General features: G+C 40.2%; 28 protein-coding genes. 18 read left to right on the top strand and 10 right to left on the bottom strand.

All coding sequences use genetic code 11. The annotated features are described in order from the left end of the window. The first annotated feature begins 35 nt into the window (after positions 1–35). From IGI88_RS16070 to IGI88_RS16000, 15 genes are all read left to right on the top strand, one after another. Positions 36–1,118 (top strand): prephenate dehydrogenase, encoded by a 1,083-nt coding sequence (locus tag IGI88_RS16070; protein WP_008379898.1) that lies wholly within the window; start codon positions 36–38, stop codon positions 1,116–1,118. Between the two features lie 9 nt (positions 1,119–1,127). Next, positions 1,128–2,417 (top strand): 3-phosphoshikimate 1-carboxyvinyltransferase, encoded by a 1,290-nt coding sequence (gene aroA / locus IGI88_RS16065; protein ID WP_429960794.1) that lies wholly within the window; start codon positions 1,128–1,130, stop codon positions 2,415–2,417. Continuing rightward, positions 2,414–2,920, top strand: coding sequence for a shikimate kinase (locus tag IGI88_RS16060; protein WP_008379901.1), 507 nt, complete (start codon positions 2,414–2,416; stop codon positions 2,918–2,920). The genes aroA and IGI88_RS16060 overlap by 4 nt, the downstream gene beginning before the upstream one ends. A 1-nt stretch (position 2,921) precedes the next feature. After that, the gene (gene pheA, locus IGI88_RS16055; RefSeq protein WP_086295403.1) at positions 2,922–3,803 is read left to right on the top strand and encodes a prephenate dehydratase; all 882 of its coding nucleotides are present in this window, start codon (positions 2,922–2,924) and stop codon (positions 3,801–3,803) included. Further along, positions 3,778–4,248 carry a GNAT family N-acetyltransferase gene (locus IGI88_RS16050; RefSeq protein ID WP_429960793.1) on the top strand — a complete coding sequence of 157 codons (471 nt, stop codon included), beginning with the start codon at positions 3,778–3,780 and terminating at the stop codon, positions 4,246–4,248. The genes pheA and IGI88_RS16050 overlap by 26 nt, the downstream gene beginning before the upstream one ends. 116 nt (positions 4,249–4,364) lie before the next feature. Further along, entirely contained in the window at positions 4,365–5,639 is a 1,275-nt protein-coding gene (locus IGI88_RS16045; RefSeq protein WP_429960792.1) for an LCP family protein, read from the top strand. Between the two features lie 93 nt (positions 5,640–5,732). Next, the gene (locus tag IGI88_RS16040; protein ID WP_005235946.1) at positions 5,733–6,581 is read left to right on the top strand and encodes a DegV family protein; all 849 of its coding nucleotides are present in this window, start codon (positions 5,733–5,735) and stop codon (positions 6,579–6,581) included. 177 nt (positions 6,582–6,758) lie between these two features. Further along, a complete protein-coding gene (locus tag IGI88_RS16035; protein WP_429960791.1) occupies positions 6,759–7,301 on the top strand; it encodes a GNAT family N-acetyltransferase in 543 nt (180 codons plus the stop codon). Continuing rightward, positions 7,294–7,551, top strand: coding sequence for a TfoX/Sxy family protein (locus tag IGI88_RS16030; protein ID WP_429960790.1), 258 nt, complete (start codon positions 7,294–7,296; stop codon positions 7,549–7,551). The genes IGI88_RS16035 and IGI88_RS16030 overlap by 8 nt, the downstream gene beginning before the upstream one ends. A gap of 195 nt (positions 7,552–7,746) precedes the next feature. Next, complete coding sequence (locus IGI88_RS16025; protein ID WP_005235941.1) at positions 7,747–8,226, top strand: DUF6530 family protein; 480 nt, start codon at positions 7,747–7,749, stop codon at positions 8,224–8,226. Positions 8,227–8,244: 18 nt separating this feature from the next. Then, entirely contained in the window at positions 8,245–10,512 is a 2,268-nt protein-coding gene (locus IGI88_RS16020) for an AAA family ATPase (protein ID WP_429960789.1), read from the top strand. Positions 10,513–10,648: 136 nt separating this feature from the next. Further along, positions 10,649–11,287 carry a hypothetical protein gene (locus tag IGI88_RS16015; RefSeq protein WP_429960788.1) on the top strand — a complete coding sequence of 213 codons (639 nt, stop codon included), beginning with the start codon at positions 10,649–10,651 and terminating at the stop codon, positions 11,285–11,287. Between the two features lie 87 nt (positions 11,288–11,374). Beyond that, on the top strand, positions 11,375–12,043 hold the full coding sequence (locus IGI88_RS16010) for a hypothetical protein (protein WP_008379910.1): 669 nt from the start codon (positions 11,375–11,377) through the stop codon (positions 12,041–12,043). A 15-nt stretch (positions 12,044–12,058) separates the two neighbouring features. Then, a complete protein-coding gene (locus IGI88_RS16005) occupies positions 12,059–12,907 on the top strand; it encodes a sce7725 family protein (RefSeq protein WP_016611778.1) in 849 nt (282 codons plus the stop codon). Positions 12,908–13,027: 120 nt separating this feature from the next. Beyond that, positions 13,028–13,180, top strand: coding sequence for a hypothetical protein (locus IGI88_RS16000; RefSeq protein WP_008379912.1), 153 nt, complete (start codon positions 13,028–13,030; stop codon positions 13,178–13,180). Positions 13,181–13,856: 676 nt separating this feature from the next. On the opposite strand, the gene IGI88_RS15995 is transcribed toward IGI88_RS16000, so the two are convergent. The 9 genes from IGI88_RS15995 to IGI88_RS15955 form a co-directional block, all read right to left on the bottom strand. Further along, positions 13,857–14,090 carry a hypothetical protein gene (locus tag IGI88_RS15995; protein WP_429969537.1) on the bottom strand — a complete coding sequence of 78 codons (234 nt, stop codon included), beginning with the start codon at positions 14,088–14,090 and terminating at the stop codon, positions 13,857–13,859. A 50-nt stretch (positions 14,091–14,140) separates the two neighbouring features. Continuing rightward, positions 14,141–15,319 carry a replication initiation factor domain-containing protein gene (locus tag IGI88_RS15990; protein WP_429960786.1) on the bottom strand — a complete coding sequence of 393 codons (1,179 nt, stop codon included), beginning with the start codon at positions 15,317–15,319 and terminating at the stop codon, positions 14,141–14,143. Next, complete coding sequence (locus tag IGI88_RS15985; protein ID WP_429960785.1) at positions 15,312–15,587, bottom strand: hypothetical protein; 276 nt, start codon at positions 15,585–15,587, stop codon at positions 15,312–15,314. Before IGI88_RS15985 ends, IGI88_RS15990 begins: the two co-directional genes overlap by 8 nt. 10 nt (positions 15,588–15,597) lie before the next feature. Continuing rightward, positions 15,598–15,792, bottom strand: coding sequence for a hypothetical protein (locus tag IGI88_RS15980; RefSeq protein WP_429960784.1), 195 nt, complete (start codon positions 15,790–15,792; stop codon positions 15,598–15,600). A 477-nt stretch (positions 15,793–16,269) separates the two neighbouring features. Then, entirely contained in the window at positions 16,270–17,007 is a 738-nt protein-coding gene (locus IGI88_RS15975; protein WP_429960783.1) for a hypothetical protein, read from the bottom strand. Between the two features lie 246 nt (positions 17,008–17,253). Next, positions 17,254–18,642, bottom strand: a complete 1,389-nt coding sequence (locus tag IGI88_RS15970) for a hypothetical protein (RefSeq protein WP_429960782.1) — start codon at positions 18,640–18,642, stop codon at positions 17,254–17,256. An 83-nt stretch (positions 18,643–18,725) separates the two neighbouring features. After that, positions 18,726–18,905, bottom strand: a complete 180-nt coding sequence (locus tag IGI88_RS15965) for a hypothetical protein (protein ID WP_429960781.1) — start codon at positions 18,903–18,905, stop codon at positions 18,726–18,728. A 231-nt stretch (positions 18,906–19,136) separates the two neighbouring features. Then, positions 19,137–19,763: a hypothetical protein gene (locus tag IGI88_RS15960; protein ID WP_429969536.1), complete on the bottom strand. Its 627-nt coding sequence runs from the start codon at positions 19,761–19,763 to the stop codon at positions 19,137–19,139. Between the two features lies 1 nt (position 19,764). After that, positions 19,765–20,004, bottom strand: coding sequence for a hypothetical protein (locus IGI88_RS15955; RefSeq protein WP_429960779.1), 240 nt, complete (start codon positions 20,002–20,004; stop codon positions 19,765–19,767). A 137-nt stretch (positions 20,005–20,141) separates the two neighbouring features. Here IGI88_RS15955 and IGI88_RS15950 point away from each other — a divergent pair, with 137 nt between their 5' ends. Beyond that, the gene (locus IGI88_RS15950; RefSeq protein ID WP_429969535.1) at positions 20,142–20,402 is read left to right on the top strand and encodes a helix-turn-helix domain-containing protein; all 261 of its coding nucleotides are present in this window, start codon (positions 20,142–20,144) and stop codon (positions 20,400–20,402) included. An 824-nt stretch (positions 20,403–21,226) separates the two neighbouring features. Further along, entirely contained in the window at positions 21,227–21,637 is a 411-nt protein-coding gene (locus tag IGI88_RS15945) for a hypothetical protein (protein WP_429960777.1), read from the top strand. 160 nt (positions 21,638–21,797) lie between these two features. Here IGI88_RS15945 and IGI88_RS15940 read toward each other — a convergent pair whose 3' ends face one another. Next, positions 21,798–22,184 (bottom strand): hypothetical protein, encoded by a 387-nt coding sequence (locus tag IGI88_RS15940; RefSeq protein WP_005235932.1) that lies wholly within the window; start codon positions 22,182–22,184, stop codon positions 21,798–21,800. A 213-nt stretch (positions 22,185–22,397) separates the two neighbouring features. Between IGI88_RS15940 and IGI88_RS15935 the strand changes: the two genes are divergently transcribed. Beyond that, positions 22,398–22,766 (top strand): hypothetical protein, encoded by a 369-nt coding sequence (locus tag IGI88_RS15935; protein WP_005235931.1) that lies wholly within the window; start codon positions 22,398–22,400, stop codon positions 22,764–22,766. Positions 22,767–22,798: the final 32 nt, after the last annotated feature.

The raw sequence follows: 22,798 nt of genomic DNA, 5'->3' as shown, positions 1-22,798 counted from the left end.
AGCAAAAAATTCCAGTAGAAATGAGGATTCTTTTCATGAGCCAAAATATCTTCGTCGCCGGTCTAGGATTGATCGGCGCTTCCTTAGCAACATGTATCAAAAAGGCACATCCGCAAGTGCATTTGATGGGGTGGGATTGTCAGGAAACCAATGAGATCGCATTAGCAACAAATTTAGTAGACGAAGTGCCCCCTTCATTTTCTGAAGGTGCTGTCCGTGCCGACGTGATTTTGTTGGCATTGCCGGTAGAGATCACCAAAAACTATCTTGCCGAACTGGGGGCACTTTCATTAAAGCCTTCGGTGCTAGTAACAGACACCGGCAGTACCAAAGCGGAAATCACGCAATTTGCCGAGTCCTTTTCCTTTGATTTTATTGGGGGCCATCCGATGGCTGGCTCTCATAAATCAGGGATCACAGCAGCCGATGAGAACCTTTTCGAGAATGCTTACTATATCTTCACACCGACGAAAAGTCAGCGGGTGGAAGAACTACAAGAGCTTTTTCGCGGCACTAGAGCCAAATATGTGGCACTTGCTCCCCAAGAGCATGATCAAATCACAGGGATGTTGAGCCATCTGCCTCATATTATTGCTTCGGGATTAGTCAATCAGGCAGATGCCTTCAACCACGAACACCCTAGAGCACAGCAACTTGCAGCAGGCGGTTTTCGCGATATCACTCGCATTGCTTCTTCAGATCCTCGTATGTGGACCGATATCTTATTGAGTAATCGACAGGAGCTGCTGCAGCTGATCGATGAGTGGCAAAAACAAATGACGACCATGGCTCACTGGTTGCAGAAAAAAGACGAACGGGCGATCTTTCGGTTTTTTGAATCCGCGAAGGAAACACGGGATCAATTGCCGGTTCATCAAAATGGGGCGATCCCAGCATTCTATGATCTATTCATCGATGTACCGGATCATCCCGGCGTTGTCGCTGAAGTGACGGGGCTATTGAGCGAACATCAGCTCTCTTTGATCAACTTGAAAATTCTTGAAACTCGAGAAGATATTATTGGTGTTTTACAGATTTCATTCAAAACGCAAAATGATTTGCTGCAAGCAGAGCAGCTGATTCAAAAAAAGACGACCTATTCATGTCGAAAAAAATAGGAGGCCGTTATGAAACTAAAAAAAGCAACACATCTAAAAGGGACGATAGCAGTCCCTGCTGACAAATCAATCTCGCATCGTAGTATCATGTTCGGGGCGTTAGCCGAAGGGACAACGATTGTCCGTAATTTCTTGCGTGGAGAAGACTGCTATAGCACCCTTCATGCATTTCAATCATTAGGCGTTCCAATCCATGATGACGGTCAGACGATCACGATTGAAGGGCAGGGCTTTAATGGCCTTAAGCCTGCCCAAGACCCCATTGATATCGGCAATTCTGGTACAACGATTCGCTTAATGATGGGGATTTTGGCTGGACAGCCATTTACAACCACCTTATTCGGCGATAACTCTTTGAATAAACGTCCGATGAACCGAGTGATGCTGCCATTAAGAGAAATGGGTGCCAATGTGAGAGGGCATGAGCAGACGGAGTTCCCACCGATCACCGTTAATGGTACTGCTTCTTTACAGCCCATCAATTATCAGATGCCCGTAGCAAGTGCCCAAGTAAAATCGGCGCTGATTTTTGCAGCATTGCAAGCACAAGGTACCTCGACGATTATTGAAAAAGAGGCGAGCCGTAACCATACTGAAGAAATGATCCGTCAATTCGGTGGCGTCATCACAACACAAGGCAAAACGATCACTGTGACGGGACCTCAAACACTCCAAGGACAAGAAGTAATTGTTCCTGGTGATATTTCCTCCGCTGCTTTTTTCCTAACAGCCGGCGCGATTATGCCAGAAAGTGAGATCGTTTTAAAAAATGTCGGGATCAACCCCACTCGTACAGGAATTCTTGACGTGCTAGAGGAGATGGGTGCTTCGATTGCTTGTTCCAATCAAGACGATCAGAATCAATCAGCTGACCTTACCGTTCGAAGTTCTACCTTGCAGGCAGTAACCATCGCTGGCGATATTATCCCACGCTTGATCGATGAATTGCCGATCATTGCGTTGTTAGCCACGCAGGCTCATGGCAAAACGGTGATCAAAGATGCGGAAGAACTGAAAGTAAAAGAAACCAACCGAATTGATGCAACTGCCGAAGAGTTGACAAAACTTGGGGCGGACATCACTCCCACCGAGGACGGGTTGATCATCAACGGTCCAACCCTTTTGCATGGCGGACGTGTGTCAAGTCGGGGGGACCATCGCATCGGCATGATGCTGCAAATTGCCGCCTTATTGACAGATGAAGAGGTAGAATTAGAAAAAGCCGAAGCCGTAGCAGTTTCTTATCCTGATTTTTTTGAGGATGTCGCACGTTTGGCTAAAGGAGGAAACAGCGAGTGAAAAAAGTGATATTAATTGGATTTATGGGTGCTGGAAAAACCACGATTGGTCGTCTTTTGGCTGAAGAAACGAAACAGTCTCATGTGGATTTTGATGACTTGATCGTTGCTGAGATCGGCATGACCATTCAAGAATTTTTCGACCAACACGGTGAGGAAGCCTTTCGCAAAATCGAAACGGATATTTTAGCTAAAACTTTGGCAAAGGAACAAATTATTTCCACTGGTGGGGGCATCGTATTAAAAGAAGAAAATCGTCAACTTTTAAAAGAGATGCCGCTCGTCGTGTATTTAAAAACAGATCCCGAGGAGCTGATTCATCGCTTAAAGGCGGATAATGGCAGCATTCGTCCCTTAGTCGTCTCAAAATCACCAGAAGAAATATTGGCTGTTTACCGTCCTCGGATCCCTCTTTATGAAGAAACTGCTTCATTGATCGTTGAAACGACGAACAAAGCACCAGAAGAAATCGTACAGGAAATTTTGATCAAAGCGGGTGCATAAAATGAAGATTGGTTATTTAGGACCGAAAAGTTCCTTTACGCATTTAGCTGCGCAAGAAGCTTATCCGGAAAATACCTGTATCCCCTATGGATCGATTCCGCTTTGTATTCAAGCGCTAGCTAACGGCGTGATCGATCGCGCGGTCGTTCCGAACGAGAACTCATTAGAAGGATCTGTTCATGCCACGATTGATACGCTCTTTCGTCAAAATCAGTTGAGCATCGAACAGGAAGTTATTTTACCGATCAATCATCAATTGTTAGTTTCTCAGCAATCAGCAAAAGACAACCGTCCCATCACTAAGATAATTTCTCATCCGCAAGCCTTAGCGCAATGTGCCGACTTCATCGAAGCCCGATTTGCTGGAGCTACTGTTGAGGCGGTTGCTTCCACAACGACTGCAGCAGCCTACGTAGCAAAACATCCAGAAGAAGCAGTTGCGGCGATTGCTTCCAAAGAAGCGGCATTGGCCTATCAATTAACGATCAAAAAAACCAATATTCAAGATGTTGCCTTTAATCAAACCCGTTTTTGGGTTTTGACGAAGAAAGCAGCAAACACCCAATTACCAGAGCAGACTGCTGAGAAAGCAACGATTTTTGTGACGCTCCCGGCAAATCGACCGGGGATCTTGCACAAAATCTTAGCAACCTTTGGCTGGCGAGAAATTGATTTAAGCAAAATTGAATCGCGGCCTTCAAAAACCACCTTAGGGGAATACTTTTTCGTGATCGATCTGGTGATGGACAAGCCGTGGCAACTGATTGTAAATGCCTTTGAAGAGATTCAGTTGTTGGGTGGTCAAGTCCATCTTCTCGGCGTGTATTCCGTAAATGTTGTTGAGGAAGTGACAAAAAATGACTCAAGTCAAAATAAAATTTAGCCATGATGAAACCCTTTTAGCAACGTTTCATAAAGAGATCCAAACACAGCACCATCAATGGTACCCAACGATTTTTAAGCCCTTTGATCAGTCAAGATTTGAACAAGCAATCACACAGCAGCTGCAAGAGCCAAGCCACCACTTTTTTATCGCTTGGTTGGCGGACCAGCCTTGTGGCTTTGTGCATCTTCAAGAGGTCTGTTTGCCCCAAAATGCGATGATGCATGAACGAAAGTGGCTGGAAATTGCAGCGATCGCTGTTGACCCTCGGTACCAAGGGATGCATATTGGAAAACAATTGTTGGCATTTGCTGAAAACGTTGCGCTGGAAAAAGGCTTCGATGATCTCTCACTAAACTTTTGGTCGGCAAACCAAGTGAAATCATTTTATGAGCAAGCAGGATTTGTGAGCATACGACAAGGTGCATCAAAGCATCTAAGGTAAAATATGAAGAAATTTCCTAGAAAAAGGTTAAAATTTCAGAAAATAGCTTTCTTTCTATAAGGTCTAGGGTATCCTTATAGACAGAGAGCTATTTTTTAGTTGGAGGATCAGAAGCAATGAGCAGGATGGAAAAAAATAAAAAACTGCATGAACGGCTAGAAAAGGAATCCAGTCAGGCAGCCAAAGAAAGTATCTTTGCCCGTCGAGAAACCAAAAGAAGAAACCAGCGCGTCAGACCGAGTGATTCTACTTCTTCTGCTGATGAGCGAGTAGGAGACATTCCTTATCAAAACACCGAGCATCCTAGGGCAAGCGACTCTCGTGCGGCTCAAAGTTCTCGAGAACAGTCACAAGTAGGAGCAATAAAATCTGAGGGACGAAAAAGCGCGATCCCTCCGCTATCTGCTCAGAGGCCTGCGATGCATCAAAGCCAGGAACAAAGCAAACAAAAACCGTCAAAGCTTAAGAAGACCAAGCAACCCAAACAAAAGAAAAAGCGGAAGCACCCAGTTCTGCGTATTGTGGTTCGGGTACTATTGGTGCTTTTTGCCTATTCATTGATTGCGTTTCTTGTCGGTCAGCAAGTCGCAAGAAGTGACGCTGCTTTTGCTACGACTGATGAAGAGATCTTTAATGGTACGGCCGCTGCAAATGGTGCTCGGAATATATTGCTCATTGGTAGTGATAGTCGTGAAGGAGAAGCTGGACGAGCAGACACTATTATGGTTTTGCAATTAGATGGTCCCAGTAAGCAACCGAAGCTACTTTCCTTTATGCGGGATACTTTAGTTACGATTCCCGGTTATGGCGAAAACAAGATCAATGCGGCTTATGCCTTTGGTGGTGCTGATTTGGTTAGACAAACGTTAGCGGAGAACTTCGGGCTAGAAACCAACTATTATGCAAAAGTTGACTTTCGTTCCTTTGAAAAAGTGATCGACACATTGTTTCCCTCAGGCGTTGCTATCAACGCGGAAAAAGATATGAGTAAAAATCTTGAAGTTGCCATCAAGCAAGGGCAACAACAAATGAATGGGCTTGAGCTGTTGCAATACGCACGCTTTCGGATGGACGAAGAAGGTGACTTCGGTCGTGTAAGACGACAGCAGCAAGTAATGGATGCGATCTTTAGCGAAATGAAAAATCCTTTAGCTATTTTAAAATTGCCTTATGCAGCTGGAAAAGTCTTAGGCTATGCTTCCACCAACCTGCCAATGTCTTTCCTATTAAAAAATACCTTCTCGATTGCTCGAGGGGCGGGAGGAGTCGACAGCTTGACTGTCCCAGTCGCTGACTCTTGGCAATACGGTTCAAGTGCGAGTGCCGGAAGTGTGTTAGTCGTCAATCTTGAAACCAATCAACAAGCGATCAGGAATTTTCTTAATGAGTAAGCAGAATGAAAAGTTCTGAAAACCATTTGAAAGTAAGTAAATTTATGCTATATTATTAATGACGTTTGAAATTTGTTGAAACGAGGAAAAAGAATGAAATTAGCCGTTGTTACTGACAGTACAGCTTATCTGCCGGAACGGATCAAAAACCATGAAGATTTGTTTATCATACCGATCCCTGTTATTTTAGATGGAAAAGTCTACAATGAGGGCATCGACATTGAAGCTGATGAGTATTACGCTTTGTTGAAAAACAGCAAAGAATTCCCCACCACTTCTCAACCGGTATTAGGAGAAGTGTTAGCCTTATATGAGTCATTGAAAGATCGCGGTTACGACACGATCATTAGTATCCACTTATCAAGCGGTATCTCTGGATTTATCGGAACGCTTTATGGAATTACCGATGAAATCGAAGGCGTTCAAATCATTCCTTACGATTCGAAAATCACAAGTATGCCGATGGGCCACATGGTAGAAACCGCTCTTGATCTGTCAAGTCAAGGCAAAACCGTAGAAGAGATCATTTCCCATCTGGACACTATCAGAGACAATACCTATGCCTATTTGATCGTTGACGACTTGAATAACTTGGTTCGTGGCGGTCGCTTAACCAATGGAGCAGCCTTGATTGGCGGATTATTAAAAATCAAACCGATTTTGACCTTTGATCAAGGAAAAATTGTGCTTTACGAGCGCATTCGTTCCAGCAAAAAAGCATTCAATCGCGCGGAAGATATCATTGGTCAACGGGAGCAAGAAATCGCATTGCCTGTTAAATTTTATGTAATCCACGCCAATAATTTAGAAGTAGCGAAAGAAGAAAAAGCGAAGCTTCAAGCGAAATACCCAAATGCAGAAATTGAGATTGGTCACTTCGGACCAGTTATCGGCACGCATTTAGGGGAAAAAGCCATTGGCATCGCTATTTCAGCGCAATAATTTTTATTTTTTCTATGTTTATTCACGCCATTATCTCCTCAAGACAATGTATGTAAGAATCAGTTAGACGTTCGTCTAGCTGGTTCTTTTTTCTGCTTTTTTGAGATTCGCTTGTAAAAAATCACACAAACTCGTACAATAGGATCAAAATGAAGGACTGACAAAGGAGGAATTGCTATGAAGTGTTCCTTAAGAAGGTGGCAAATGAGCGATGCGCAAGATTTAGCCCATGCATTAAATAATCAATCCATCCACGATTATTTAATGCATGGGTTGCCATTCCCGTATACGGTCGCAGATGCACAAGCCTATATTCGATCTGTGGAAGAAGCAGAATTTGCCTTTGCAATCACTGTGGATGACCGAGCAGTCGGCAGTATCCGTGCTGTTCGCAAAGAAAATATCCATTATAGAACGGCTGAGATTGGCTACTCTATTGCACAAGAGTACTGGGGAAAAGGTTTGATGACACAAGCCGTTCAACAACTATGTGACTATATATTTACTACTTCAACTATCGTTCGTATTTCTGCTGAATCTTTTGCGAAGAATCATTCCTCTTGTCGTGTGTTGGAAAAGGCAGGTTTTACATTAGAAGGCGTTTTGCGAAAGCATGCGGAGAAAAACCATCAGCTGTTAGATATGAAACTCTATGCGTTGATTCGTCAAGAGGAAGACGGGCAGGATGACAACAATCAAAAAGGAGAAACCTATGAATGAACTGCAAAAGTTACCAAATGTAGGTCAAGTTTTAGCGGATCACCTGGTTCGTATCGGCATCAACACCCCTGAACAACTACGCACAAAAACGGCCGAAGAGGTTTTTCTAGCTATCCGCCAACAATGCGATACGGGCGCTTGCTTGCATATGCTCTACGGCATTGAAGGGGCGATCCAAGGCATTCCCAAAGCGCAGCTTGCAAGTGAGAGAAAGCAAGAATTGCGCCTTTTTTTCAATCAATTGAGTTAGTGAAGTTGAAGTAATGCGTCATAAAAAAGCACTTTTTAAGAGCGTTTGTTTTTAGATACTTCTTATCAAGTGCTTTTTCTATAGACATCTGTCCCTAGCTACTAGAAAAGACCTTTTGCTTGTCCCAAACTAGCTTCCTCATTATACTTACTCTATCTAGTAAATTAGTAATTTACTAAACAAGGAGTGAGAACAATGAAAATACCAGAAAACTTGAAACATAAGCCCGTCATTAAAGTGGAAGACTATGATACTGTTGACGGAAAAAATGCGTTACATACGGATGCAAAAGGCCTTTCCCTCGGATTGGCACAATGGAACGACCGGGGAAAAGTCGATATCTCAGGCAAGGTTTGGCGCCACACAGGTGAAAAATGGTCTCGTCAGTCAGAAGAACTACCGCTCACTAGAATCTTAGATCTAGCAATCTTAGTGGCGCAATCCAGTTTGTATTTTCAAGAGGCTTATCGCCATGAAAAGTTTTACGATCCTGAAAATCCGTTGATCGAGATCATTGGCTTACAAGGAAATCGTATGACCGTTGAAGTAGACACCGAAAATCCTAAGATCGATGAAGACATTCTACTTTTTTATGATTCCTTGCAAAAAGATGGCGAACTTTATGGTGAACGCTTCAAAATCCTAAAACGGCTTTTGGATGAGCTAGGTTATTAAGAAAAGGAGCAGATTGCCATGACACAAATTCAACCGTCTTTTGTCGTAACGAAAGGACGCGCTTTTAGCAAATTAGAACAAACAATGATTTGGAAGAAACCACAAAGTCATCAGACCAGTGCCGAAGAACTGCGAATCGCTTCAGAGATCGCGTTGAACTGGACGGATCCAGAAATGAAGATCTTCAATGTGTTGTTGGAAGGCGATGCTGGTTCCGGCAAGACCCAGTTGGCAAAGGCACTTTCTGCCGACCTGCAACTGCCCTACACCAAAATCACCTGCTTTGCGGATATGGATAAGTCAGATGTGTTTGGTGCTTTATTACCAGTGATCAACACCGACCAAGAAGAGGACAAGGACTTGCTGGATGCGATTTATCGAAGTGATTGTTTTGAAGATGTTTTGGGGTTGATCCAGCGGCATTTTTCCCTGACTCGTGAGCGGGCACGGGCGAAATTTGCAGAACTGATCGAACGAATCGAAACCAGTGATCAACAACCTACGATTCAATACAAATTTTATCCCTCCGAAATCGTACGGGCGCTGGAAAAAGGCTACTTGCTTGAGATTCAAGAGCCAACGGTCATTCGTGATGCTTCGGTACTAGTGGCACTAAACTCGGCCCTTGAACAAAATGGAATGCTGAATATCCCGACTGGCTTCGTCCGACGACACCCTGACTGTGTGGTGATCATCACAACGAATCGGAATTACCAAGGCAACCGCCCCTTGAACGAATCCTTGCGAGACCGGATGCAGCATGCTGAAAAAATGGATTTACCTGAGCTGGCAGTCATGGTGCAGCGAGGCATTGCCAAAACCAATTATCCAGACAAAACGACTGCGGAGAAAATGGCTGAGATCATACGCTTGCTAGACGTGACCGCCAAAGCCAATGCCATCAAAGGGGTGGCGGGCATGCGTTCCTATTTTTATTGGCTAAATGCAGTCAAACAAGGACAAGATCCTTTTACTGCAATTGATAGCAAAGTGCTATACAAAATCACCACCGATCCAAATGAGCTTTCTCTGTTACAACAGGCACTAGAAGCTTCAGGGTTATTGGCGCAACTGCGACTTTTGTTTTCTGGACAACCACTAAATGCCTTTAAACAACAAATCAAAGGGCGTCGAATCAGCAGCGAAGAGGCGGACCAGCGCAATGTAGTGGAAGAAGGTACGCCCGTCCTAAAAAATGAACAAGTCCTTGAGACGCCCAATCAAGAAACTGAGGCGGAAACGATGGAAACCAGTGATTCTGACAAACAAGAAGCGAAAAGCGCAGCAACTGAGGCGACGTTTTCAGAAGAACTGGAACGCAATAGTCACGATGGCCAAGCAAAAGCTGGGAGTGAGGCACAAGAGGCAGCTCCTGCTGCTCATTCTTTGTCGATCGAAGCGTATGAAACCCAGGAGAAAGAAAAGAAAACCACGGCATCAAAGACAGCACGACAAGCATTGAAAGAATCAATCCATGCCAAAGAAGGGCTGATCGTTCATCGACCACCCGTCGATTTAGAAAAAGCGACTGAAGCCCAACAGCGTTTGCAGCCGTTGCTGCCGATCGTAGAGTCATTGATCAAGCAAACCCAAGAAGTATTGGAAAATGAACAAGCTTCGGCATACAGTAAAGGTAAGTACAGCGGCACACGCTTTGATGCCAGCAAGGTTGCGTATCAAGATTTCCGGACCTTTGACAAGAAGAATCCACCTCATGAACAGCCTTCCTTAGCTCTTGCTTTGCGCATCGATGAATCGGGTTCGATGATTCGAGAAGATCGGATATTGTATGCGCAACAGGCGGTCTTAGCGGTGAATGCTTTTGCCGAACGTTTATCTTTGCCATTGATGATCTATGGCGATACAGCAGACGTGACCGCTCGTGAAAAAACCTCGCTTTTTGCATACAAAGAATTTAATGAAGGCTTTGAATTTGTGCCAGAGAAACTCATGACAATGAAGCCTCGGCAAAATAACCGTGATGGGGCTGTCTTGCGCGTGCTAGCTGAAAAGCTCGCTCATCAGCCGGCAACCACTAAATTACTCTTGAATATCAGTGATGGCCAGCCAAAAGCTCTTCCTGATTATACAGGGGTAAAAGCCAAAGAAGATATTCAGCAGGTGATCGCTGACTATGAACGACAAGGGGTGCTGTTTCTGGCAGCTGCCATTGGCCAAGACAAAGAGGTGATCAAAGCGATTTATGGGGAAGAACGCTTTATTGATCTTTCCAATCTAACAGAATTTCCGCAGCGCTTGTTGCAGCTGCTGACAAGGTATTTGTAAACGTCGATAGCTAAAGGGAAAAGAGTGTGGGCTACGTGCCGCACTCTTTTTTGATCATAATTATATTATGTAAACAAGAAGATGTTTGTCTAAATTTGAAAAGTTCTGTAAAATAGACGCCAAAAGGAGGGATATCATGAACAAATGGCGGTACTTCTACTATCCTTGCCAATTCGGCTGGCACGCAGCACTTCGTAGGCGCAGTTTGCTGATGAGTGGTGTATTGGCGATTCTTCTACTGATCATCGCCATCTTTGCAGAGCATTGGCTAGTGTTTTTTCATCAATGGCTACAATATGAAACAAATAGCAGTGAGAATCAGATGGATCTCACATATGCCAGTTGGCTTTTCTTTTTGCAATTGCTGCGCTTCGTACTTAGCATTCTAGCTATAGGCTTGATCGCCACCTTTTTATGGCACTGCAATCACATGTATCGTTTTCATTTGATGGGGGAGGAGCAGCAATCCCTGAGTATTCGGTTGTTGTTAGGACAGTCTCCGTTGGTGGTCACCTTAGAAGAGCTTTTCTTTGTAGGCATTCAAAGCATTGTTATTGGTTTGATAGGGCTTGTCAGCGGTTTGTGGCTTAGTCAAAAAGCACTGCAGGATTTTTTCCATTTCTTTCATCTTCCCGCAGGATTTACTTTTGAATTTCCCTTTAAAGGTCTATTAATCACGCAACTTGGTGTGCTCTTGCTGCTTTTTTTGTTACGATTCCGCGGTACAAAGAGGACGGTTGAAGAGATTCTCGGTAACGGATGCCCGAATGAGTGAGGGGATGATAGGTTGCTTTTATTTCCCTCTTTTAAAATGCGAACATATGTTTTATAATAGGTGAAACAAGATAAAGGTCGTGAATTTGTGAAGACATCCTTAACTTTAGAAATGGAAGAGGCACTTTATTATTATTGTCGTGAAAACAGTGATATTGTTGTAGAAGAGGTAGTCATGCCAGATGATCACGGCATCGTGGATACTTTGAGTTGTCGCTTGACGACTGAAAATACATTTGAATGGCGTTGCTACGAACTCAAAGTTAGTTTGGCAGATTTTCGCTCAAAAGCAAAACTATCCTTTATTGGGAATTATAATTATTTTGTCTTACCCAAGTCATTGTATGAAAAAGTCAAAGATCAGATTGCACCTACAATTGGTGTTTTGGTCTATCATGCATTTCTTGAAAAAGAAACGGGCAGCAAAGGGTATTTCAGTGTCGAAAAGAAACCCCAACGGCAAGAGCTGCAGGTTCCAGAAAATGGCTTATTGTTTCGGTTGATTTCGGCACAAGCGAGAGAAGTCGGCAAAGCAAAACAGACTGCTCGAGGATTGCGGGTATTTTCAACAGAACGTTTGTACCAAGAACTGAAGAAACGTCAGCCTGAGTATGACTTGTTCGGTGGTGGAGTCAATTACTATGATCGATTTATTGAAGATACTCAGCTGCAAGCGATCGAAGCCTTGAAAGAAGAATTGGCCGCTACGAGAGCAGCCTATGAAGCGCTGGAAAAACGTTTTTTATCAGGCGAGTAAGAAGGAGAGAAGAAGATGTACTTCCCTTATATTCGTGGAAAACAATTTGATTTATTGGCATTGAAAGCACTGTTGGAACAAGATCGCTTGTCAGAAGCGATCCAGCCGATCATTGAACCGGTCAAGCAATCAAAAACGTTTTGGACGACCATTGACCTGTTTCAAAGGAAGCAGCATCCTTTTTATCTTGTTCGCAATCCACAGGCTGGGGCTTTTCTGACTGCAGAGGGGTTAGCAGAGTTGCAAAATGTTGCTGCCCCTAAAGCAATGATCGTAGATCGACCCATTGAAACAGTGGAAGAAACGCCTGATCTTTGGATCGTTCATCAAGCGGACCCAGCACTCGCTAGTGATTGGCGGGAAAATACACTGCCGGTGCTGGTAGGCAAAGAGTTTCGTTTGTTAAATAAAATCAACGGCCCGAAACTACTGATGGAAGATCCGTTTACACGTTTACCTAAAAATAGTTTTTATACAGAATGTCCGGACGAAGGGTTTTCAAAAACCCATCATCTTTATCAAAAATTGGGTTATGCTGGCTTTAGTGATTTTTCTGTCGATAGCAAAATTTATTATGAGCACAGTTATCCCTCAAAGCGGTTGGTTTTGCATTGGATCTATCCGACAACTGAGCAAGATTTGCGAATCGTTCACTTATTTTCTGAGGAAGAATTACCAAATCAGAAAGAAAAATTTTTCGAAGTCATGGAAGCTTTGTTACAGCATGAAGAAGAGTATCCTACACAAACAGCTGGGCTGCAGCTATTAATTGCTGCCTATCAGCAAAGGTCGTTTCCAGGTATGGGCGTTATTCGGAAAGCTGCGGTTATGAATCACTTGGAACTCGTCAGTCGTCTTATTTAGTCTCTATACGTATACGATGGTAAGCTCTAACAAAATACTGCCATTTATTGTACAAAACACCTTGATTGCACCCATTGTTTTCAGGATAGTGATAAAATCAGGGAAAAGGAGTTGGCGCTCGTGGGAACAAAAGATAGAGAATATTATCGAAATGAAGGAAAAGAATTTGAAAAAAATAAGAAAAACCTGCTTATTCGACGTTTAAATCAACTAATCATTGTTTTGGTCGTTTTGATCATTGTCTTTTCGGCGATCCTGTATTACATAGTTTGAAACTTTCCGTAGCTGTCATTGCTTTATTAGCAGCAACAAAAAGAAAATTGTACTTAGATGACTGTGATCCCTTGATTAGGACTCGCTATGGGAATTGGATCCGTTTAGGTGAAAACTGAACGCAACTCAACTTTTCTTGTTTATCGTTGCTGGTTTGCCTGTGATCAAGATTCCCATTAGGCTATTTAGTTAGCACAAATTTGGCTGGGTTATGTACGAATCACTACTGATAAAATCGTGAACAGCGATTCATTAAGCGCTGAGTGATTCATTGAGATTGGCTAGCAGTTGCAAGCAATGTTTGAATTCAAAGATTAAAGGATCAACAAGATCAAATACAGACAAAGGTACAGATATAATTTGTCAATTGATTTTCTTGTCAGTCGTAAAATAAACAAAAATCTTAAACTATCGCTTAAATAACCGTTTTTTTGGATTATGCTGCTGCTGCTATTTAGGTTAATTTGAAGGAAATAATCATGAATAAGAGAGAGGAGAGTCGCACAATTACTAGCTAAATACGGTGTTTAAAAAATTTTTTATTTTAGTTTACATAATATATATTATACAAAGTTAATAGTTAAAATATAAAGGCTAATAAGCTTATTTTTTTTAGCTTTTTTTAGCCCTATTTTGTTATTTAATATAATTGTAACATTTAAAACCCGATTTTTTCTTAAAAACTATAAGTCGATCCACTAATCATACCTTTATAAATTAGTACCATTGTAACCATCATTAGCAATACAGCCAACCATAAAGTTAATTTACTTTTGCCACGTTTGCTAAACACATCTTTTCTAATAGCTCCGCTTGTAAAAATAAAGTAAAGTATTAACCATATGCTTGCAACTAATAAAACCTCAATCCCAATTCCTAACCAAATTCTATCCGAATTCATAATAGTCATTTTATCACCTCAATTAATATTACCATTTTACGTTAAAATTGTTTAGTTGTTTAAGGTTTTTTGGTTGTTTTTTCACTGTTATATTGAATTATAGAATTCGCTGTTTGAAGCCATTGATTAGTCGCTTGCTGTTTACTAAAAGTCTTCTTATCCTGAATGTATAAAGCCATATCAGACTTAAGTTGATTTCTAAAATCATCCTTTTTAGCAAACTCTAGAGCCATTTGCAACTGGTGGTCACTCATTTGTGATTTGCCTTTCTCGATGATATAATCATTAAAGAGTTTATCATCTGAACCGAGCGAGATATACAGAGTTGCTAATGAGGCAAGCACTTGTTTGTCAATCCAGTCCTTTGTGCGAAGAACGCTTTTATCGGGAGCTTGTAGAGAGAGCTTAATTTTGCCAATTTTATTGAGAAATTTATCCCACCATCTTGTGTTTTTCCATCTCGCTCTGTTCGTATCATTCCCCTTTACCTTAAATGCAATATAGCGATTTAACAACCCTCTAAGAAAATCACCCAAATCCATATCATTATTTACAATCACATCTAACGCTGCTTTCGCACGATCACCACGAAGCTGAACCTCAGAACGAACCCATGTTTTAATATCCTCATGAAAATATTTCCCTCTTTGCAACCTTTCGAAATATTTATCATAGAACCTGAAAATGACTTCTGATTGCCCAAAATACAATGTTTGCCCCTCTGTCTTACCCGTATCAAGATTTATCTTTTCAAAATTTCTGCCATGTTTAAATCGACTTGCTACACACCCGTTTCTCATACATAATTCTAACTGGTGTATCGTAAATATGTTGTTAAAATCATCAATCGCAATATCTAATCGAGTTACATTTGCTTTTTCTTCAAGTACAAACTCAAAAACTTCTATCCATGTCCATTTGGTGTGTTCAAACAATTCCTCGAATTGACGACAACCTTGTCCCCCTAAGTTTAACCAAATACCCATAGAATCGTTATGACCTTCAAAATAAAATTCAATATTATCCCATATTGCTGATTTTAAATAACCATTTATGCCCTTATCTTTTACCGTAAATTTCTCTAAAGGAAGCCGAAAAAGTGCTGCAAGTTCTTGCCAACTTCTTGCAGAAAAAAAAGTGCAACTAAACCAGTCCACGCAAGCGATTGGAGATTTTGGGCATGTATCGACAACCCCCCTGTTAGAAACGGGGGTTGAATTTTCTTTTCCATCAAACATAAGAAGATACCTCATCTTTTAAAATAACACGTTCGATAGATTTCACAAAATAATGAGGAACATTTGAAGCGCCTTTGCAGCTGACACCCAGTTTTACTCGAACTTTGTCATATTTTTTTAATTTATCCAAGTTTATCTTGCAATTCACAAGATAATGCAATTCTATGCTTGATTCGGGAACACCCAAAACTAACAACTGTACTTTTCGTTTGTACATTTCTATAACAGATACTTTCTTGATTATCATAAAATCATGTTCTACAAACATACGACCACTCCTAAGTTTTTATATCAATTGCTTCTCTTACTTTTTTATCTGAGATAGCCAGTTCTTCCAAAACCGTACTACAAGTAATTTGTCCCCTGTTATTCCACCAGTCTCTCTTTTTGGCAGAAACTCTTCGTTCAAGGTATTCCCAGGTTTCATCTGACAAAGTAATAAATTTTCTCGTTTTTCCTTTTTTGATAACCATTATTTTTCCCTCCTGGATTCAAGTGAACCACCTTTGTCCTGAATAGTGTTTCACCTTTTGCACGTGTGAACCGTGTAACACCTTTTACTGAAGGTGTTGGTGTTACACTTCTACTACAGTAAAAAAAATCAACTCCCCACCCCCTCGTTCTCGAGGGGCACCCCTCGGCGGGAGCCAGCTTCTCCGGTATGGTAATACCGAAGAAGGCACTCTAGGGTTTGGGGTGCTGTTTATAGCTGTCAAGGCATAAATTCCCTGCGGTCATACATTTATACTTGACAGCACCTCGTATAAGCTTCTTTTGTTTGTATAAGTTGATAGCTGTAAACAGATGAAAATTGCTAAAACTAATTAAGAGCTGCTAAAATTCTTCAAGATTGCTGCTACCGTTTTTTGCGTGCGTCGGCCGGGCTTGCGCTCCGTCCTCCGTTCCGCAAAGAAACAGTAGCGAAAATCATCATTTTTATTTTGGAGCCTTTACTTACTCGTTTTATCAAGCTTTTTCAATCTATCTATGACTGCATAGCTATCATACATACTTCGCAGCTTGTCCGACTGAACGAAATTCCTACGCCATTTCCTAGGCAGTTTTCGCAGCTTCAAAGGATTTTCCACTAGAGCATCATATTCTTGAGCATCAAAGCAACGTTGGAACGTCCAACGTCCCAGAAACGTTTTACACTCAACCACTTCAAAGGTTTGTTGCCTAAGCGGTTTAGTTACTCGTGTAAAGTGTTGCGACGTACCGTAGATTTTCACCCCGCTTTTCCGTTGTTGCGTGATCTTATGCAAGAGATCCATATTAAAATTCCTAGTCTCATACACACTAAATTCATTCTGGATCTCGTCGATCGCAATGACTATGCCGTTTGGATATTCTTCTTTAAAATCTGTTTCAGTGATAAAATTCCAATCGTCAAGGGGAAACGTCTCTTTTTCATAACCAAAATTTGTACAAATAGGAACATCAGGAAAACGAGAACGAATATATTCTAATTGTTCAACCAATGAAACAGTTTTCCCTTCCCCCTGCATGCCTGCATACATAGTCAATCCATAAAGATTCATTTTTCTCCTATCCCTCTTAAAGTGTGTTTTAAGGTCTTTTAAAACATTAACTATAAATAACCCTACCTTCACAATAAAAAATTTCTCACGCAAAACCTCGTATCTTTTAGAAGGCATCTGCTTCTTTTTCTTTTCTTTTTTCTTCAAAATAATCACCCTAACATAAATTTATTAAGCACAAATTTTAAAACTCGAGTAAACAAGCTAAAATTTTGTACAGTCACGATCGCAGCGATACAAGATAAAACTAGAGGGAAGCTAACTACAGTCCCAAAATACCCCATAACATCAGTAAAATATGGTATATCCGTAGCAACAGAATCAGGAAGACTAATCGTTGGAAACAAACCGATAAAAAACTCAAGTATGGAAAACAAACCATCAAAGAGTAGTTTAAGTAGCAATTGCGTCACCTTCTCCAGTAATTTTTTTGTAAATATGAATAGCAGTTAACATAAAGATTAAAACGTTGACAGCTCGCTTTAAATTGACAAAAAATTCTTCGGTATACTCTCTAGGAAAAATAGCATATTCCTTTTCGTCTAGCCAAACTACCGTTAGATCATGCAAACTTTTCTCTGACACAAAGAAACCAGATAACAAATCCATTATTTCTAGGACTCCTGAAAATTTATTCGTTAATAAATCAACAAACTCATGAAATCGATCAGCAATACCAGAAAAGTCAGGAATAAAAAAATCCTTGATCCAATCGAAAAATGCCAACAGCGGTTTAAGAAGAAAGTCATTTAAGAACTCTTTGATCCACTCGAAGAACGCAAGCAGCGGTGCTAATAATTTTTCAAGCAACCAGTCTGTAAGACCACCAACAACACCACCAACAACGCCGTCCCACCAGCTACCGCCCCCGCTATCATCTTCACCACTGCCACTACCATCTGTCACAAGAGGCTCATCAGGATCGACAGTAACAATTTTATCAATTTCCAAATCAGATTTTATATTACCGGTACCGTAAACAGTCCTTGTCATATCGCCGATTGTGATAGTCATGCTCATCTGTGTTAATAATCGCAATTCAGAAAGCGAACCTGAAACATCAGCATCAACTCTAAAAAACGAATAATCTTGCGCCATACCTGCAGCGGTGTACTGATAGTTATACGCATTTTGTAGCGATCCAACAAAAGGCAGATAACGTCCGGAAGAATTGTTTTCACCAGAAACAACTTCAAAATCTAAAATCTTTTGAGTAAGCGACAAATCAGAATTGATCAGCTGCATTTCAATGCCGTTGATCAACAACTGATTATTAGAGTATTCGTAACCATTTTCTAGTGGTCTTGTCGTCGTCAAAATAGCACTTGCACCAAATAAGTTAGCTACATCGACAAACGCGCCACCTCGAACTAAAACATTTTGTGCATTAAGCGGTATATAAGAACCTGATAAATCAAAGTATTCTTTGTTTTGCACAGCAAATTCTGAATGCAAACTTTCCGATAAAAGCTGATAAAACGTCATAGTCAGCTTATACTCATACGTATTAACAAAAATAAATTCTGCTATCGATTGAGCAGATAGCCCTTGGAGCATTTTCGTCCCTTGCTCTTCAAGTTCATCCCAATCTCTCGCAGTAGCGCCGAAATGGAGCCTAGCAACAGCACCAAGTACATATACAAGCTTAGATTCCCCTCTACTCTCAATATAATCTGATAACGTTGGGGCATCAGAAAAGCTTAAAGCGTCCCCTTCAGTTGGATTACAAAAAAGAAACAAGAAAGAAGACAAAAGCAATACGAACCATTTAATACATTTCATATATCCACCCACATTCTAAAAAAAAAGCGGAGAGACCTTAGTCTCTCCACCTTAGACCATTTGAGATCTCAAGTACCCTGTTGCTATCCGGCTTTATTCACAATACGTTTGCCCATCTTAATTACAAACATCCCAACCGCAACAACCCCGATAATCGAAAGTAATGCAGGTACCGCCAGAATAATAATCTCTTGAGAAGCCACAAGCATTTCTGCGAGCATATCCGCAATAGCACTAGTAGCAATTCTTGACGTTTCATTCATTTTCTTTTTCCTCCAAAATTATGTTTTTTTATATTTTTCTTCCATCTGTAATTTTACACGTTGTACAATAACCACATTCACACGAAACAACAACGACTAAAAAGTTGTATGTGTCGATTTCTCGATAAAAATGAAACTCAATATTGCTCGAATTACATTCATTACATTTGAGTGTATTCTTACTAACCTCATATTTACCAGTAAATTCTTCTATCATTTTCTACCTGCTTTCTAAAATACAGATAAGATCACATTCTTATAAAAGAACCAAATTGTTCTTGCTGTGAGTATCACTGGAACAGCAAACACTATAACAAGGATAATCGCAAGTAGTGCATACATTTCTATTGCTTCTTTTTCTTCTGATACATAAGTATTCTCACGAATGCTTATTATTCCTTCGCCTAAACGTTCATTGAAATCGTGCGTTTTAGCCATTTCATTTTGAAATGAAGCTTCAAAATCGCTTATTTTGTCGGCGCTCGAGACCAACGAGCCATTGATATCAAGTAGCAAGTCATTTAATTGATCACCTCGCAATTCATTTTTTTCTAAGTGATCACTATTATTTTTCAAGTGATCTATAATTTCTGTTTGTTTTTGATCGATTTTATCAAACGAACTAGCTAGCTGATTTTGAGTAGCAAGAATTGCCATAAAACTTTGTTGCCCACGAAATTCGACCATGTCAACGATCGCATATTGACTTATATAGACTTCTCGCTGCGCTTCTATCAAGGCTTTCGTATCGTCTGAAACATCACGATCAAGCAATTCATCAAAAACAGAAGTATCAACAGTCCTTGCTTGATAAGTCATATTTTCAATGATTTTCATTTCTGCAGTATAATCAAACATATTATGCTGCAGTGATAGATAAACAATTTAAGTTAGTGCTAAATCCACGACGCTCAGCTTTTAATACAGCTTTGCATTTTGCACCTTCACCACAACTGATAGTAAGATTTTCATCTGCAAAGAACTCTAAACGCTGATAATTTTTCGTATCGATCAAGTGAATAACAGTATAAGGATTACCTGCCTTTGAAACCTTTTCCTCTTTTTTCTCGAAAATAAAATCTGAATTACTGACAAACATTTGACATCCTCCTCAATTTATATAAAGTTGAACTGAATTAAGTTCACAAGTTAAGTATACCTTAATATTTATTTTAATAAACTTTTTTAAGTTCACCTTGAGTGTTATACTATTATAAATTAAAAGGGGGTTAAGGCGTGGACCATTCTTTACAGAACAGATTAATCGCAGATAGAATTAAACAACTAGCATTTGAGAATAATATAACAATTCGAAAACTGGCTTTGCTAGGAGGTTTACGGCAATCCACTATAAACAATATTATTAATAACGGTTCAATACCAACAGTATCAACAGTATTATCTATTTGCACAGCTTTGAATATCACTCTTTCTGAATTTTTCGATTTTTACCCATATAACAAAAAAGAAGCCTCAAGAGAGACTTCGATTAAGTGACAAGTTATATATTATACAAAGTTACATTCAAAAAAGGGTTCGTGCCATTCTAAATAGTTCAAGACAATTTTGTATCATTTTACCTCCCTCCGAATGACTTTTATCAGTAGATTGTCGCTAATGCACCTAAAATTCAATTAAAACTAAGAATTTCTTGTTTTACATGTTCTTCAGATTCTTTTTTTGATTTGCTGATTAACAGATTGATAACTGTCTGGTAGCAAGTACTTGCGGATTCGTCGTCCTACTTTATCTCAGCAAATACAGATTCAAGCTATCAGCCTTAGCCTTGATTTACGAACCAATCGGTTTGATTGTATGCTATAATCATTTTGGAAATCTTTGAGCTTTTACCTAGAACTTTATTCATTTACAGCCAATCCATTTCAAAGTTCTAACACTAGTGCTTAGATGTTGCAAATGCTAACAAATACCCGTTACATGATTCTATAAAAAAGAACCCTAAAATCAGGTAGATAACTTAGGATATTTCGTTGGCAAGTAAAATCAAACCAGCAGCTATCCAGAAGCTTATTTTTCCATTTCGTTGACTGGTGAACGGACTTTGCTTCAAATTGCCACTAGTCAGGATGAAATACATAATCATGCTGAATGATATAAGCAAAATAATTTCTACCCCTAAGCCTAACCATAATCGCTCATTGTTTATTATTGTCATTTTATCACCTCAACTCATTTTACCATTAATGAGGTGCAGACCACTGATTTGCCTGGTTTGCAACTTTTTTTCCATTTGTATAATTAATATCCGATAAAAGCAATTTCATAAGTATGGCTGACAATTCCTAAAAAGGAGAATAAAAATGAAAAAGAAGAAGCAATTAAAGCTAGCCCTTTTACCAAAACTATGGGCGTCACTCCTCTACTTGCTTTTTGTGTTCACAGCCCTTTTCCTCTATTTATCAAAGTACTTGGACATTTCTTTCTTTACTTCGAGGTATGCTGACTTTTATCTTCATATCTCCAATTTTTCGATTAGTTTGATTATTGGCTTACTGGGGTATTTTTGGCTTCTTATAGGTGCGCCATTTAAAGCCGTCACGCTATTGACCCTGCTTTTGCTCATTGCCAATCTATTGAGTGAGACTGTCTTTGGCTTTATGAACACCCCTGATCGAATCGATTTACTTTTTGGTATTGCAGGAACGCTCATCGCATATTTTACTTTGGCAATGATCAAAAGATACGGATTAGTCAAGAATCAATCGTTTTGATTTAAACAGTCGTGATTTCTCCTTGCATGATCCCCTCGTTACTTAGGCCCAACCCATTTTTTTAGGAAAAGAAACACCTTGCTGCAGTTATTTAGCCGAAAAAAGCACTCAATAAAGGGAGTGCTTTTTTTGCGTTTCCATTGGCGATACTTTCGTATGGCTAGTCACTTGGTAGCCAATACAATGGACTTAGCTGTAGATTTTCCCAATACGGATTGTGAAACCCTATCAAATAGTGCATGGCTAAATACCCGAAAATCATAAAGCCAAATGACAAAGTCACGATCCGTCCCCACCGTGGTATTTCTTTGATAAATAGACCTAGCATACATATCAATAAGGGGAACGAATAATTAAACAGTAAATCACTTCTAATATTTTGGTTCAGAGGATCCTTCATTATTTTGTCATTTAAGCCCCAACTTATGCCGACGATCATAAACATAAGCGCCAGAATAGTCAATCGTTTGCGATCAAAAAGCCACTGTTCTTTATCTTTCCTACTTGCAAAGTAGATCGTAAGCAGGACCACGATTAATCCAGACATACTATTCTCCTTTTTCGCCAGCTATTTTCTAAAACGTTCATGATTACTTCAGGATAAATTATAACATATATAGTATAAAAAAACGATACCCGCCACTATCCCCTTGTTTGATGCACTTTTTAGATGTTTCATAGAAGAATCAGAAATTTAAAAATCTGTTCGCTTTACAAAAGAGAACGTATGTTTGTATTATATAGATAAGAGGTGATTGCTATGGGTATGCTGCAACCATATGAAGATCGGAAAAAGCTAAAGTGGCAAGGATTCTTTTTATCTGAGCATACAACTGAAATTGAAGAGGAACCGACACGTAAGTTTGATTGTCCACCTAAGCCGTCACTCACAACGGAAGAAATCAATCAGTGCTTATTTGAAGCCATGAAAAAGAACCTAACTGTGGCGATCCAACGAGAAGAAGTTAATGAAGAAGGCGGCTATCCTCCAGATATTATCGGGAAAATCAACGGTTATGACCCATTAGGTATTTATTTGACGGGAGAAAGAACGGAAAAAATCCATTATGATGAGATTCGTCACGTTGCTTTCTACGAAGAAAGAAAATGGTTTGATCTCAGCGAATAATACAACTGTTTACACTACTTAAACTAAAGGAG

The sequence above is a fragment of the Enterococcus sp. AZ179 genome, assembly GCF_050498885.1.
GTDB classification, from domain to species: Bacteria; Bacillota; Bacilli; order Lactobacillales; family Enterococcaceae; genus Enterococcus_D; species Enterococcus_D entomosocium.
The sequence above is the reverse complement of the archived record's forward strand: the minus strand, read 5'-3'. Positions and strand labels throughout refer to the sequence as shown.